This is a genomic window from Bradyrhizobium sp. WSM3983 (assembly GCF_000473045.1).
Classification (GTDB): Bacteria; Pseudomonadota; Alphaproteobacteria; order Rhizobiales; family Xanthobacteraceae; genus Bradyrhizobium.
In genome coordinates this window covers 39,623-54,106 of sequence record NZ_AXAY01000011.1, presented here as the reverse complement: position 1 = coordinate 54,106, position 14,484 = coordinate 39,623, and the positions used below count along the sequence as shown (strand labels likewise).

Here is a 14,484-nt window from a genome sequence, read left to right as displayed (position 1 = left end):
CCACTGCGACCGACGCGGAACCCGCCCCGGTCCGAAGAATTATCGCCCGCAGGTAATACCGCTGCCGGGTGGCTCATGGCATTTGCTCCGGACGTTTTGAAACTGCTGCGACTGGATCCCTCCGCCGACAAGCAGCATCTCGTCATTCGCTCGGCCGGCGGACGCGGCAAGGCGGCCGAATATTCCTTCGGCATCGAGGAGGAATACTTCCTCGCCGATCGCCGCACCCTGGAGGTCGCGATCCAGACTCCCAACGAGCTGTTCGAGTCGGCCAACTGGTCAACCGGCGGCCAGGCCATGCGCGAGATGCTGCAGTCCCAGCTCGAGGTCGCCACCAACGTTCACGTCGACGTCAATGACGCACGGGAGGAGCTGAGGTTCCTGCGCCGTGAGGTCGCCAACGTCGCCGCACAATATGGTTTTGTGATCATGGCCTGCGGCACGCACCCGACCGCGGTCTGGCGCATGTCGCAGCCGAGCCCAAGGCCGCGCTACGAGGAGATGATCGAGGACCTTCGCAGCATCGGTCACCGCAACATGATGTGCGGCATGCATGTGCATGTTCAACTGCCGGATCCGGAGAAGCGGATGGCGGTGATGCGGGCGATGCTGCCGCATCTGCCGCTGTTCATCGCCCTGGCGGCGTCCTCGCCGTTCTGGAATTCGCACAAGACGGGATTGAAGGGCTACCGGCTCGCGGCCTATTCCGAGCTGCCGCGCACCGGCCTGCCCGAGTTGTTCGAGAGCAAGCGCGATTACGACGATTACGTCGGCGCGTTGCAGCGTTCCGGCGTGATCCCCGACGAAAGCCACATCTGGTGGGCGATGCGGCCGTCGATCAAGCACCCGACGCTCGAGCTACGCGCGCCCGACACCTGCACCTTCGTCGACGACGCCATTGCCGTCGCCTCGCTGTATCGCTGCCTGACGCGGCACCTCTATCTGAGGCCGCATTTGTCGAAGGAAGTCACCGCGGTCGAGCGCGCGATTGCGGTGGAGAACAAATGGCGCGCCCAGCGCTACGGCACCGACTGCATCTTCGCCTCAAACGACGGACCGGTGACGATCTCGGAGCTGCTGTCGCGACTCATCGACGATATCACTGAGGATGCCGCCGCGCTGGAATGCAGCGCCGAAATCGAGCACTGCCGCACCATCGTGGCGCGCGGAAGCTCGGCCGAATTCCAGCTGCGCGCCTATCGCGAGAATGGAGACGACATCGCGGCCGCCTCGCGATGGATCGCAGCATCGACGATATCAGAGACGCGCGCAGACGCCGGACGGCGCGCGCCAGCACCGTCATAGCCCTCGCGCAAGCTTCGCCAACGAAAACGTCTCTTCTGAACTTGCTACCCGTAGGGGAATGAATGACTGACATCACCTGGTGCGCCGGTTGCGGCCACAGCCTGGTTCCGATCCTGTCCGAGAAGGGCCGGACAACGCCGAACTGCTTCTGGTGCGAGGGCGTCGACGCGCGGACCATGGAGATGGCGAAGTGGGCGGACAGCCCGGCCGGCAAACCGGATCGGGCCGCGCCTCACTCCCTTGATTGAGCCGCTCTCTGTGTCAAGCCCTCGCCACCAGGCGTGGACGGAACACAGAAGCGACCGTCGGGGCAGGAGCAGCGACCGGCTTTCGTGCCCGTCGGAGCCGCGGGATGAAGAAGCTGTTGACGAGGATCGGCTCGTTGTCGCCGAGCGCGGTCCGCTCCTTCACCAGCCCGCTCATGATCGAACGCATCTTGATGACCTCCTGCGCCACGAAGCTGCAGTCCTCATCGCGATTGATCTGCTCATGCATGATCGCCTCAGCCTCGCGCATGCTGACGCGAAGCGCCCTGATCGTTCTGCGAATGTCGTAGATGCGGTTGTCCATGGCTGCCTCCCTCTCGGTCGCAGCATAAGAACAAAACATGAACATATTGTCAATCGCCGCCCTGAATAATTGCGATGCTTGCTGACAAATTAGACAAGTCGGCCCGCTCTCCCGGACGTGCGAGGCACGAGCGCAGCGGCGAACGATCGAAGCCAGCGGGCGATCTAACCTCCCGTGCAACCACCGGATTTTTTCCTGACCGGGCTCGCCGCGCCGCGGCGCCGGCCCTGGTTGCTGCTTCGCAAACCAACTGGCCCAAAATTCGCAATGACGTTGCACGCGAAGCAATGGCGCAGAGCGGAGAACGTCATGAACGTGCATGCTGCGGGCGATCTCAAGACGACCGGCCTCACCCATCCGAACGGCGCGCCGCTCCGCCTCAACACCCAGGATTTTGTGGCGATCGATCGCGACCGGAATGCGAAGTTCGAAGCGACCTATCGTCCGCAGGCCCTCTACAACCGCGCCAACGAGGGCTTTCACGCCAACAACGAAACCTTCCTGCTCCACGAAGTCGCGACCAATTTGCCGATCTATCGCCCCGACACCGGCCCCACCGACTTCCATCTGCATCTGCCGCCGGGCGGCTTTCAGCTCGTGCTGGTCACCTCGGGGGCCTTCACCTTCGACTATGACGGCCGCTTCTACAGTGTCGGCCCGGGCGCAGTGATGCTGCAAAGCGCGATCGTGCATCGCCAGCTGTTCTACACCTGGTCGGGTCTGTCGACGGAAGAGAATTTGAAGACGCCGCAGACGGTGGTGCCGGATCCGATCTCGATGGGCTATTCCGGCAAATTCCTCGAAGCCTTCATCACCGATCCCACGACGTTTCCGAATCCGACCATCGTTGGCCCGGACCAGATCAACGAAGCCGAGACGCCGCGCGTGGCCTGGAGCCATCCGCTGCATGATCGCCCCGCCAATGCCGGCTTCTGGCTTCAGGATCCCCTGGCGCTGGATGCGCTGTTCAAGCCGCTCACCGATGGCACGATCAAATCGGCGCTGCCGGTTTACGTGCGCGATATCGGCATCGAGGTGCCGAGCGGCCAGCTCGTCACCGGCCACATCATCGCCACCGATCCGCGCAGCCAGTCGCTGCTGCCGAAGAGCACATCGGCATCAGCCGATGCCGCCGCGTTCGCCAAGGGCGAAGTCGTGATCTATCGCGTCATTCGCGGCACGGCCGAATTCAAGAACAAGGCGGGCCAGACCTTTGAGCTCGCTGCCGGCGACGTGGTGACTGCAGGCAAGAGTGCGATCAGCCTCGTCGCGATCGGTGAGAACACGCAGGTGCTCAGGCTCGGTCTCCTCAAGGGCATGAACGATCTTCGCAGCTGGACGCCGACGCAACGCGACGAGATCGACGGTTTGGCCAGCCAGATCATCACGCAAAAGGACATTCGTCCGCTGCGCACCGAAGGCCAGCCGGTCGGATATCTCTACGCGTAAGCGCGAGCCCCTACTCCGCCGCCTGGCGCACGTGGCGGGCGGTCGGCGTGCGCATCGTGACCAGCTCTTCGGCCGCGGTCGGATGCAGCGCGATGGTCGCGTCGAAATCGGCTTTCGTTGCCTTCATCTTCACGGCAATCGCGACGACTTGCGTGACCTCGGCGGCGCAATCTCCGACGATGTGACAGCCGAGCACGCGGTCGGTCGAGCCGTCAACGATGAGCTTCATCAGCACGCGGGTGTCGCGGCCTGACATCGTCGCCTTGATCGGCCGGAACGTCGTCTTGTAGATGTCGACGTGGCTGAACTGCGCGCGCGCTTCGGTTTCCGTCAGACCGACCGTGCCGACCTCCGGCTGCGAGAACACCGCGGTCGGGATGGATGAATGATCGACCTGCACAGTACGCTTGCCGAACACGGTGTCGGCGAAGGCATGGCCTTCGCGGATCGCGACCGGCGTCAGGTTGAAGCGATGGGTGACGTCGCCGATCGCGTAGATGCTGTCGGCCGAGCTCTTCGAGAAATGATCGACCGCGATGCCGCCGTTCTTCGGGTTGATGGCGACGCCGGCCTTCTCCAGGCCGAGATTGGCAACGGCCGGATGACGGCCGATCGCGAACATCACCTGGTCGGAAGCGAGGCTCGATCCGTTCGACAGGTGGGTGGTGAATTCCTCGCCGTGGCGATCGACCTTGTTCACCGTGCAGCCGGTGAGGATGGTGATGCCCTGCTTCTCCATCTCGCTGCGGACGTGCATGCGGACGTCTTCGTCAAAGCCGCGCAAGATGTTGTCGCCGCGATAGATCACGGTGACGTCGGAGCCGAAGCCGGCGAAGATGCCGGCGAATTCCAGCGCGATGTAGCCGCCGCCCTGGATCACGATCCGCTTCGGCAGCTTCTTCAGGTGAAACGCCTCGTTGGACGAAATCACGTGCTCGATGCCCGGGATCGGGGCGCCATGATTGGGCGCGCCGCCGGTGGCGATGAGGATGTATTTTGCGGTGATCTTCTTGTCGTCCGCGAGCAGGCGGACGGTGTGCTTGCCCTCGATCACGGCGCGGCTCTTCACGATCTGCGCGCCCGACTTCTCGACATTGGTCGTGTAGGCCGCCTCCAGCCGCGCGATCTCCTTGTCCTTGTTGGCGATCAGCGTCGGCCAGTCGAAGGTGGCGGGCGGAACGGTCCAGCCGAAGCCCGCGGCGTCCTCGAGCTCGTGACGGAAATGCGAGCCGATCACGAACAGCTTCTTCGGCACGCAGCCGCGGATCACGCAGGTGCCGCCCATGCGGTACTCTTCCGCGATCATCACGCGGGCGCCGTAGCCGGCCGCGATGCGGGCGGCACGCACGCCACCCGAACCGCCACCGATGACAAAGAGGTCGACGTCGAATTCAGCCATTGTCCACTCCGACCTCTTTCAAGGATGATCTAGACAGATAGGTACTGTCAGATTTCCTTGCCACGCTTGCGCATCTCGGTACGGAAGACGCCCATGACGACCTCGGAGAAGTTCTGCGCCCACGCATTCATGACCTGCATGCTGAGGCTGATGGCCTTGGGCTCGTTGGTGAGCAGCTTCTGGCCGAGCGGCGACTTGTAGAACGTGACGAGATCCTTCAGCTCCTGCTCGGTGAATTCGCCGGCATAGACCCCCACCATCCCATCGCCGATCTCCTGCTCGCGGCCGGCAAGCTGCTTGGCAACGATCGGGGCGAGCTCGTTGAGATCCTTCTGGTAGTTGAGGTTCTGCCCGATCAGCGTGCCCTTGACCTTCTCCACCATGCCGGGCACGGCGTTGGCGTACATCGCGCTGGCATGCTTCAGCGTCAAGATCTCCCTCGCCGCCGCAATCGCCCCCGGAGAGGGTGCCGACGGGGCTGCCTGCTGCTGCGCGGTTGCAGGCACGGCCCCGAGTACCAGCGCGAAAGCGAGGCACGCAGCGGGCACGATCTTCAAAACACTTTTCATTCCTAGTCTCCTTTCGGCTTACGCCGTTCAATCACGCGGATTCCCTCGCCACCCGCCAAAACAGCCGAGCTGGCCAAGCCGATAAACAATCCATGCTCGACCACGCCGGGGATCGCGCTCAACGCCTTGGCGAGGCCAGGCGGATCCACAATCCGCTCGAGCTGAGCATCGACGATCCAGTGGCCGCCATCGGTGACGAAAACGTGGCCGTCTTTGGCCTTGCGGACCGCCATTTGGCCGGAAACGCCGCATTCCGCAAATGCCTTCTCAATGGCTCGGCGCGTCGCGCCAAGCCCGAACGGGATCACCTCGACCGGCAACGGAAACTGGCCGAGCATCGGCACCCATTTGGTGTCGTCGGCAATCACGATCATGCGATCCGAGGCGGCCGCCACGATCTTCTCGCGCAGCAACGCACCACCGCCGCCCTTGATCAGATTAAGCTCGGGATCGATCTCATCGGCGCCGTCGACCGTAATGTCGAGATGGTCGATCTCATCGAGCGTGGTCAGCGGCACGCCGCAGCGCTCCGCAGCGGCGCGCGTCGCCTCGGAGGTCGGCACGCCGATCACCTTGAGGCCGGCGGCGACGCGCTCGCCGAGCAGCTCGACGAAATGTTTTGCGGTCGAGCCGGTACCGAGGCCGAGCTGCATGCCGTCGCGCACCTCTTCCAGCGCGCGCGCTGCAGCCTGCCGCTTCAACTGGTCCATGTTCACGTTTGGGCCGCCTCTCAAAGCCGGGAGTGCCGCTGGTATCGTCGGTTGCGGCGGGCCTATGTAGCCTCGTTTTTCCCCGGAGAACAGGGTCTGGGAACAGGCCTATAACCCGATCTTATAGCCCGGCCCCTTGCACTGGCCCGGCCGGGCCGGTAGCGCTTGGACCATGAGCTCCCCCTATACTCTCGTCTTCGATCTCGACGGCACGCTTGTGGATACGGCGCCCGACCTGATCACCGCGCTGAATCACGTGCTCGACCGCGAAGGCCTGCCGCCGGTGCCGATGGCCTCGGCCCGCAACATGATCGGCGCCGGCGCCCGCAAGCTGATCGAGCGGGGGCTGGAGGCCGAGGGCCGCACGGTCACGCCTGCCGACATGGACCGGCTAACGGCTGATTTCATCGCCTATTACGCCGACAATATCGCGGTCGAATCGCGGCCCTTCGAGGGGCTGCTGGACGCGCTCGACCTGTTTGCAGCCCAGGGCCATCGTCTCGCGGTCTGCACCAACAAGCTGGAATGGCTGTCGAAGCGGCTCTTGGACCAGCTGGACCTCACCCGGCGGTTCGCGACGATCTGCGGCGCGGACACTTTTGGGGTCCAGAAGCCCGATCCGACCATTTTCCGCGAGACGGTGGCGCGGGCCGGCGGCGAGATCAAAGCCAGCATTATGATCGGCGACGCCGGAACCGATGTCGGCGTGGCCCGGCGCGCCGGGGTGCCTGTGATCGGGGTCAGCTTCGGCTACACGGACGTGCCGATCGCCGATCTGAAGCCGGACCGGCTGATCCATCACATGCGCGACCTGCCGGCCGCCGCCCACAGTCTGATGACGGCTTAGGCCCCAGGCAAGGCCCTGACATAGCTGGCTTATTCCAGGGAACCCTGCGTTAACCATCTATTAACTATGCGCAGCCGGCCGGTTGCTTGCCCCAGGCGACGCCCCTAAGGTCCGCGCGGGGTTATGTGGCGGTTCGTCGCAGCAGAAGTGGATGGTCATGCGTCGTGTTATCGCGATTGCGTTAGCGGGAGCGAGCCTTGGTGGCTGCTCCTCGGTCTCTTGGGACATGTTCAAATCCGCGCCGCCGACCGTCCAGGTCCGGCTCGAATCCAATCCCCCGGGGGCTGACGCCACGACCTCGCTGGGTGCGGGCTGCAAGACCCCCTGCTCCGTCTCGGTTCCCGCCCCCGAAGCCCCGTTCACGGTCGCTTTCGCGCTGCCCAGGTACCAGCCGACCAGCGTGCCGGTGAACGTGATCAAGAATCCCGGCGATTTCACCACGCCCGCCTCGGTGACCACCGATCCGAATCCGGTTTTTGCTGAGCTTCAGCCGGCGGGGCCGCCCAAGCCCGTGAAGAAGAAGCCGCACCGGCCGAAGAAGCCGAAACCGGCCGCAACCGCGCCCGCCGCAGCGCCGGCCGACGCTGCAGCGCCCGCGGGCGGTACGCCGTTCCCCGATCCGAACGCGGGCAAGCGCTGATCCGGGCGTCAATCTACGTATACCACCCGATTGTCCTAGCCGCGTCCGATGCTTAGATTGTGCCGACGGCACCGCTGAAGCAAAGGTGCGCCCGTCGCCGTAAGTGACAAGGCATTTGGTATGAACGGATCTTCTGCGAGCCCTCTCGCTACAGCGAGCCCTCTCGCGTCAGCGAGCCCGAGCGCCGCGCTGTCGAGCGCGATGACCGATCCGTTCGGGCGGACCATCTCCTACCTGCGCGTCTCCGTCACCGATCGCTGCGATCTGCGCTGCTTCTATTGCATGTCGGAAGACATGACGTTCCTGCCCAAGGCCGACCTGCTGACGCTGGAGGAACTCGACCGGCTCTGCTCGGCCTTCATCGCCAAGGGCGTGAAGAAGCTGCGGCTCACCGGCGGCGAGCCACTGGTCCGGCGCAATGTGATGTCGCTGGTGCGCTCGCTGTCGCGCCATCTCATGAGCGGCGCGCTGGGCGAGCTGACGCTGACCACCAACGGCACGCAACTCGCAAAACATGCCCGCGAACTCGCCGATTGCGGCGTTCGCCGCATCAACGTCTCGCTCGACACGCTCGATCCCAGGAAGTTTCGCGAGATCACGCGCTGGGGCGAGATCGACAAGGTGCTGGAAGGCATCGAGGCCGCGCGTGCTGCGGGGCTAGCCGTGAAGATCAACGCGGTGGCGCTGAAGAACCTCAACGAGGACGAGCTCCCCGACCTCTTGCGCTGGGCCCATGGCAAGGGAATGGGACTGACCCTGATCGAGGTGATGCCGATGGGCGAGATCGGCTCGGGCCGCATCGACCAATATCTCCCGCTGTCGCTGGTGCGCGCGCGGCTCGCCCAGCAATTCACGATGATGGATCTGGCCGAGAGCACCGGCGGGCCGGCGCGCTATGTCGGCGTCGCCGAGACCGGCGGCAAGCTCGGCTTCATCACGCCGATGACCCACAATTTCTGCGAATCCTGCAACCGGGTGCGCATCACCTGCACGGGCACGCTGCACACCTGCCTCGGCCACGAGGATGCCTCCGATTTGCGCGAACCTCTGCGTGCATCTGATGATGACATGCTGCTTGCGGCTGCGATCGACCACGCCATCGGGCTGAAGCCCAAGGGCCACGATTTCGTCATCGACCGCCGCCACGACCGCCCGAGCGTCAGCAGGCATATGAGCGTGACCGGCGGCTGAGGATCGCCGCCCGCGGCCATATTCCCCTTAACTATCAACAAACTTCCGATTGACTGGCGGCACCGCCGCTGGTTTTGTGCGGCTGCCTTAAGCCTTCGCGGCGGAACAAGCCGAGGCGCCCAGTCGGCGCAGACTCAAAGACGGGCCAGGCAAGAATCTGGGGAGGACCTATCGTTGCAAGCGCTCCTGAAGTTGAGCCGTGGAATCGACGCGTTCACACGTTGGACGGGCAAGCGTTTGGCTTGGCTGATCCTCGTCGCCGTGATCATCTCTGCCGTCAACGCGATCGTCCGCAAGACCTTCGATGTCTCGTCGAATTCGTGGCTCGAGCTGCAATGGGTGCTTTTCAGTATCGTCTTCCTGCTCTGCTCGCCGTGGACCCTGCTCGACAACGAGCACATCCGGATTGACATCTTCAACAGCATGATGCCGAAAAAAGCGCGCAACATCATCGATGTCATTGGCCATGCGTTTTTCCTGCTGCCGCTGACGATCGTGATGATGATTACTGGCATACCGTTCTTTCAACGCTCGTTCGACGTCAACGAGCAATCCGGCAATGCCGGCGGCCTGCCGCAATGGCCGGCGAAATCGCTGATCATGATCGCCTTCGCCTTCCTCTTCGTTCAGGGCATCTCCGAATTGATCAAGCGCATCGCGGTGATGCGCGAGCTGATTCCCGATCCTCACGAGTCGCAGGTGACGGCGATCGAAGCCGAGGTCGAGCACCTCGTCCAGGCGATCGAAAAGAAGTGACGAGCGGCGTTCTTCAGGGGGATCTATGACCGCGTTTCTCATCGCCAATATGGCGCCGATCATGTTTGCGTCGCTGGTGGTCATGCTGCTGCTCGGCTATCCTGCGGCGTTTTCGCTCGGCGCCGTCGGCCTTATCTTCGCAGTGATCGGAATCCAGCTCGGCGAATTCCGGCCGGACTTCCTGCAAGCGCTGCCGGAGCGCGTCTACGGCGTGATGAACAACGACACGCTGCTCGCGATTCCGTTCTTCACCTTCATGGGCCTGGTGCTCGAGCGATCCGGCATGGCCGAGGACCTGCTTGACACCATCGGCCAGTTGTTCGGCACCATCCGCGGCGGCCTCGCCTACGCGGTGGTGTTCGTCGGCGCGCTGCTTGCGGCGACGACCGGCGTGGTCGCGGCGTCCGTGATCTCGATGGGCCTGATCTCGCTGCCGATCATGCTGCGCTACGGCTATGACCGGCGCATGGCCACCGGCATCATCGCCGCGTCCGGTACGCTTGCGCAGATCATTCCGCCTTCGCTCGTTCTGATCGTGATGGCCGACCAGCTCGGCAAGTCGGTCGGCGACATGTACGAAGGCGCGTTCATTCCGGGCCTGGTGCTCGCCGGGCTCTATGCGGGCTACGCGTTCCTCGTCACCCTGATCTTCCCGAAAGCCGCTCCGGGCCTGCCCAAGGAAGCGATCGGGTTCCGCGAGGAGAGTGGCGACCGCGGCCTGCGGTCGCTGGGCGTGTTGTTCCTGGCGAGCTGCGTGTTCGGCTGGCTCATGATGCGGGGTTCGGAGACGCATGGGGCCGATTTCGTCGTGCTCAGCATGTTCTTCGCTATCCTGTTCGCCTTCTTCGTCGCCGTGGTGAACTGGCTCACCGCCCGATTCCTCGGCTTCCGCTTCCTCTCGAAGATGGCGCAGCAGACCACCTTTGTGATGGTGCCGCCGCTGTTTCTGATCTTCCTCGTGCTTGGAACGATCTTCATCGGCATCGCGACGCCGACCGAAGGCGGCGCTATGGGCGCGACCGGCGCTCTCATTCTCGGCGGCATGAAGCGGCGGCTGTCGTGGGACTTGATTCGCCAAGCCGTGGAATCCACGGCGAAGCTGTCCGCGTTCGTCGTCTTCATCCTGGTCGGCGCGCGCGTGTTCTCGCTGACCTTCTACGGCGTCAATGGCCATGTCTGGGTCGAGCACCTCCTGACCTCGCTGCCCGGCGGTCAGGTCGGTTTCCTGATCTTCGTCAATGCCTTCGTGTTCGTGCTGGCGTTCTTCCTCGACTTCTTCGAGCTCGCCTTCATCGTGATCCCGCTGCTCGGACCCGCGGCCGAGCATCTCGGCATCGACCTGATCTGGTTCGGCGTCATCCTCGGCGTCAACATGCAGACCTCGTTCATGCATCCGCCATTCGGTTTCGCTCTGTTCTATCTGCGCTCGGTCGCGCCGAAGGAGTCCTATCTCGACCGCGTCACCAAGAAGCGCATGGAGCCGGTCACGACGGGGCAGATTTATTGGGGCGCGGTCCCGTTCGTGGTCATTCAGGTCATCATGGTGCTGCTGGTCATCACATTCCCGTCGATGGTGATGCACTACAAGGGTGTGCAGTCGAACATCGACCCCAACTCCATCAAGATCGAGGTTCCGCAGATCGAGCTGCCGCCGCTCGATTTCGGTCAGCCGCAGAAGTAGCGGCCATGGCTCTCGCCGTCATGCTCCGCCCAGGCGGAGCATGACGCGCGTGACACGCGCCGGAAACGCGGGCATACCGGGCCATCCTCCAACCCATGGACCGCCGTTTATGCCACGATCGCACACCGCTCCATCGCTCGCTCGTCCGTTGCTCGCCTCGCTCTGGCTGGTTTGTGCCGCGACCGTGGCGCGTGCCGAGCCGGTAGCCGAGGTTCATGCGCTGGCGCAGAAGGAGCAGCAGCCGCTGCTCGACACGCTGCGCGATCTCGTCAGCATCGAATCCGGCAGCAAGGACGTCGAGGGCCTGAACGTGATCGCAGGCCGCGTGGCCGACCAGCTCAAGCAGGCCGGCGGCACGGTGGAGATCCTGCAACCCACCGACATCTATCGCCTCGACGACACGCCGGAGAAAATCGGCCCGGCCGTGCACGCTGTGTTCAAGGGCACCGGCAGCAAGAAGATCATGCTGATCGCTCATATGGATACGGTGTACCTGAAGGGCATGCTGAAGGACCAGCCGTTCCGCATCGACGGCGACAAGGCCTACGGCCTCGGTATTGCCGACGACAAGCAGGGCGTCGCGCTCATTCTCCACACCGTGGCGATGCTGCAGAAGCTGAATTTCAAAGACTATGGCACGCTCACCGTGCTCACGAATGGCGACGAGGAGATCTCCTCGCCCGGCTGGCGCAGCACCATCACCAAATTCGCCGCCGATCAGGACGTGGTGTTTTCGTTCGAGGGCGGCGGCACCGACGGCACGCTGCGGCTCGCCACCAGCGGCATCGGCTCTGCCTATCTGACAGTGATCGGAAAATCGTCACATGCCGGCGCACGGCCCGAGGGCGGCATCAATGCGCTCTATGAGCTCTCGCACCAGGTGCTGCAGATGAAGGACCTGTCAAAACCCGAGCAGGGCCTGAAGCTGAACTGGACGGTGTCCAAGGCCGGTACCAACCGCAACGTGATCCCGGCCGAGGCCTCGGCGCAGGCCGATGCGCGCGCGCTCAAGGTGTCGGATTTCGACGAGCTGGAGAAGGCGCTGCAGGACAAGATCAGGAACCGCCTGCTGCCGGATTCCAAGGTCGCGCTGAAGTTCGAGGTGCGCCGTCCGCCGCTCGAGGCCAACGACGCCTCGCGCCATGTCGCGGCCTACGGCAAGACGGTCTATCAGGAGCTCGGAATGCCCCTCAAGGTCGACGAGAAGGCGACAGGCGGCGGCACTGATGCCGCCTTTGCCGCGCTCAAGACCAAGGGCGCCGTGGTCGAAGGCATGGGCCTGTCGGGCTTCGGCGCACATTCCAACGACGCCGAATATGTCCAGATCAACAGCATCGTGCCGCGTCTCTACCTGACCACGCGCATGATCATGGATTTGTCGACCGGCAAGCTGAAATAGTCGACACTTTCTTCTCACCTTGTGGAAGAAGTCAATCGAACTCGCCGACGCTCAGATCGTCCCCTCTCCGAACACGGGCCAAGTCGTCACGGCCCGTATTGCGGGGCCGGCTTCTGATTGAAGTCGTGCTCGTCGGGGACGCAAGTAAAGCTCGCGGCATCGTTGGCGCTGCCGCTTCCATTGTACTTCGCGATCTTGGGGAATACGCAAAGCGGCCGCGTCATCTGCACGTTGGGCGGAGTGTCGTTGACATATTTGGTCGCAGTGACCGCATCCGGCGCCGTGCCGTTCTCGACCCAGTTCACGAGCGATGGAAGGAGAACGAAGGAGTTTGGACCGGGTCCGCCGCCGCAGTGATGCATGCCGGGGACCATGTAAAGCCGGGCATAGCTCTGGGTCCTCTCCAGCGCGGATCGCTTGCCGCCCCTCTCATCGAACCGCACCTCCTCGACACCATGCCGCGAATGCTCGAAATCGTGCCTGTCGCGCTCCACGAGTGCATTGAAATAGTTGATGCTGACTTGCGACGGAACACCCTGGTCGGCCCAACCGTGGTACATGATCAGCTTGCCGCCATGTGCGCGGAACGCACTGAGATCGGTGCTGTTGGCATTCATCGGCTCGGCGAGCTGGTCATCCACGGCTTTGAGATCGCGGTGAATGTCGAAATTCGTATAGTTGATGGCACTCCCCGGCTGGCCGAAGCTTGGACCGAACACCCAATACAAGGGGCCGTCGGAGAGCGGCTCCGGAAGCAGCTGCTTTCCCATGAGGCCGAGAGCGTTGATGTCTTCAATCTCGGTGCCGCGCGAATACGCGGGAGAGACCACATCGCCGTTCACGGGGTCGATGACGCCGGCGTAGTAACTCTGCATCCTCGTGACCTGCTCAGCGGTCAGGCACGCCGGCGGGAGGTTACCGCCCGTACATTGCAGAACCTTTGGATCGAAATGGCAGTCGCGCGGATCCGACAGGAATTGGTCAGTCTTGACGCCGCCATCCCGGCCGGCGCAGTGCGCCAGCACCGCCTTGTTGATCAATGACATCTGGCCGGCCTGCATGAGGCTTCCAGGAGTTGCATGCGCGATCTGCCACCCGTAAGGCGTTCCTGCATACGAGCGTGAGCGATTGAAGGGCGCTGCGCCGGCCATGATGCCGTCGTAGTCGTCAGGATAGCGCTGCGCCTCCATCAACGCGTTCTGGCCGCCGGTCGAGCAACCGAAGAAATAGCTCTTGTCGGCGTTCCGTTGATAAAACGCCGCGGTGATCGCCTTGCCCTGCACCGTCATCAGGTGAATCGCCCGATGGCCGAAATCCGTGATCCGTTCCGGGTGCCCATAGAGACCAGCGGTCGGATTGGCCGGCTCCCCCAACGCAATTGCGAGCGTGTTGCCCTGATTGCCGTTGGAACCGCAGAAGTAGTTGGTGCACCCCGAGACCCCGGTGCCGAGACCGGTGTTGGCGACCGCATATCCGGCTTTGAGGCGCAAGGCGAGAGCGCCGTAGTCGATGAAGCCGCCGAACCCGCCACTTCCGAGGCCGAGAAATCGTCCGCCCCATGTGCTTTCCGGCAGCCAGACCTCAATCTTGATCGACGAGTCGGTCGTGGGCGCGATCGTCGCCGTGACACGACAAAACGTCGGCAATCCCGTGAGGTACTGCGCCGGGTTGGTGCCTGGAATGGCGAAAACGCCGGAAATAACATCGGTCGCCGATGTGATGGTCGTCTGCTCAAGAGCGAGCGTTTGCAAGCTTGTGCACTGCGTCGCCATGGCGGGCGTGCAAGCAGCCACGACAAGAACACCTGCGGCCGCACCGATGAGACATAGACGATGCATGATCTGTCTTCCCCAAATCTTTCATTCCAGTTGCACCAAACAGGCGCACAATTTAGAATGGCACGACATCATGACGTCTGGAAGAGGCGAGCGCACGGTCTCATCGCACTTCTCTCAAAATAACTTGGCA

General features: G+C 63.3%; 14 protein-coding genes. 9 read left to right on the top strand and 5 right to left on the bottom strand.

The window, feature by feature from the left end; genetic code table 11:
* The first annotated feature begins 75 nt into the window (after window positions 1-75).
* Together YUA_RS0119245 and YUA_RS0119240 are read left to right on the top strand one after the other, a co-directional pair.
* Window positions 76-1,305 (top strand): carboxylate-amine ligase, encoded by a 1,230-nt coding sequence (locus YUA_RS0119245; RefSeq protein WP_027532170.1) that lies wholly within the window; start codon window positions 76-78, stop codon window positions 1,303-1,305.
* Between the two features lie 62 nt (window positions 1,306-1,367).
* A complete protein-coding gene (locus YUA_RS0119240; RefSeq protein ID WP_027532169.1) occupies window positions 1,368-1,553 on the top strand; it encodes a hypothetical protein in 186 nt (61 codons plus the stop codon).
* A gap of 13 nt (window positions 1,554-1,566) precedes the next feature.
* Here the strand turns inward: YUA_RS0119240 and YUA_RS51075 are convergent, their stop codons facing one another.
* Window positions 1,567-1,875 (bottom strand): hypothetical protein, encoded by a 309-nt coding sequence (locus tag YUA_RS51075; protein ID WP_035971301.1) that lies wholly within the window; start codon window positions 1,873-1,875, stop codon window positions 1,567-1,569.
* Window positions 1,876-2,184: 309 nt separating this feature from the next.
* On the opposite strand from YUA_RS51075, the gene YUA_RS0119230 reads away from it, so the two are divergent.
* Window positions 2,185-3,324, top strand: coding sequence for a hypothetical protein (locus YUA_RS0119230; protein WP_027532168.1), 1,140 nt, complete (start codon window positions 2,185-2,187; stop codon window positions 3,322-3,324).
* A gap of 10 nt (window positions 3,325-3,334) precedes the next feature.
* Here YUA_RS0119230 and gor read toward each other — a convergent pair whose 3' ends face one another.
* From gor to rpiA, 3 genes are read right to left on the bottom strand one after another with little or no spacing between them, the layout of a single operon-like run.
* Window positions 3,335-4,723: a glutathione-disulfide reductase gene (gene gor / locus YUA_RS0119225; RefSeq protein WP_027532167.1), complete on the bottom strand. Its 1,389-nt coding sequence runs from the start codon at window positions 4,721-4,723 to the stop codon at window positions 3,335-3,337.
* Window positions 4,724-4,770: 47 nt separating this feature from the next.
* Entirely contained in the window at window positions 4,771-5,292 is a 522-nt protein-coding gene (locus tag YUA_RS0119220; RefSeq protein ID WP_027532166.1) for a DUF2059 domain-containing protein, read from the bottom strand.
* 2 nt (window positions 5,293-5,294) lie between these two features.
* Window positions 5,295-6,008: a ribose-5-phosphate isomerase RpiA gene (gene rpiA / locus YUA_RS0119215; protein ID WP_027532165.1), complete on the bottom strand. Its 714-nt coding sequence runs from the start codon at window positions 6,006-6,008 to the stop codon at window positions 5,295-5,297.
* Between the two features lie 166 nt (window positions 6,009-6,174).
* Here rpiA and YUA_RS0119210 point away from each other — a divergent pair, with 166 nt between their 5' ends.
* The 6 genes from YUA_RS0119210 to YUA_RS0119185 all read left to right on the top strand — a co-directional run bounded on the left by YUA_RS0119210 (window position 6,175) and on the right by YUA_RS0119185 (window position 12,516).
* Entirely contained in the window at window positions 6,175-6,849 is a 675-nt protein-coding gene (locus YUA_RS0119210; protein WP_027532164.1) for an HAD-IA family hydrolase, read from the top strand.
* Between the two features lie 157 nt (window positions 6,850-7,006).
* A complete protein-coding gene (locus YUA_RS0119205; protein WP_027532163.1) occupies window positions 7,007-7,489 on the top strand; it encodes a hypothetical protein in 483 nt (160 codons plus the stop codon).
* 120 nt (window positions 7,490-7,609) lie between these two features.
* Window positions 7,610-8,680: a GTP 3',8-cyclase MoaA gene (gene moaA, locus YUA_RS0119200; RefSeq protein WP_084292700.1), complete on the top strand. Its 1,071-nt coding sequence runs from the start codon at window positions 7,610-7,612 to the stop codon at window positions 8,678-8,680.
* A gap of 174 nt (window positions 8,681-8,854) precedes the next feature.
* A complete protein-coding gene (locus tag YUA_RS0119195) occupies window positions 8,855-9,436 on the top strand; it encodes a TRAP transporter small permease subunit (RefSeq protein ID WP_027532161.1) in 582 nt (193 codons plus the stop codon).
* Between the two features lie 25 nt (window positions 9,437-9,461).
* Window positions 9,462-11,117 (top strand): TRAP transporter large permease subunit, encoded by a 1,656-nt coding sequence (locus YUA_RS0119190; RefSeq protein ID WP_027532160.1) that lies wholly within the window; start codon window positions 9,462-9,464, stop codon window positions 11,115-11,117.
* Between the two features lie 109 nt (window positions 11,118-11,226).
* Complete coding sequence (locus YUA_RS0119185) at window positions 11,227-12,516, top strand: M20/M25/M40 family metallo-hydrolase (protein WP_035971278.1); 1,290 nt, start codon at window positions 11,227-11,229, stop codon at window positions 12,514-12,516.
* 86 nt (window positions 12,517-12,602) lie between these two features.
* Here YUA_RS0119185 and YUA_RS0119180 read toward each other — a convergent pair whose 3' ends face one another.
* Window positions 12,603-14,354 (bottom strand): tannase/feruloyl esterase family alpha/beta hydrolase, encoded by a 1,752-nt coding sequence (locus YUA_RS0119180; protein WP_084292698.1) that lies wholly within the window; start codon window positions 14,352-14,354, stop codon window positions 12,603-12,605.
* Window positions 14,355-14,484: the final 130 nt, after the last annotated feature.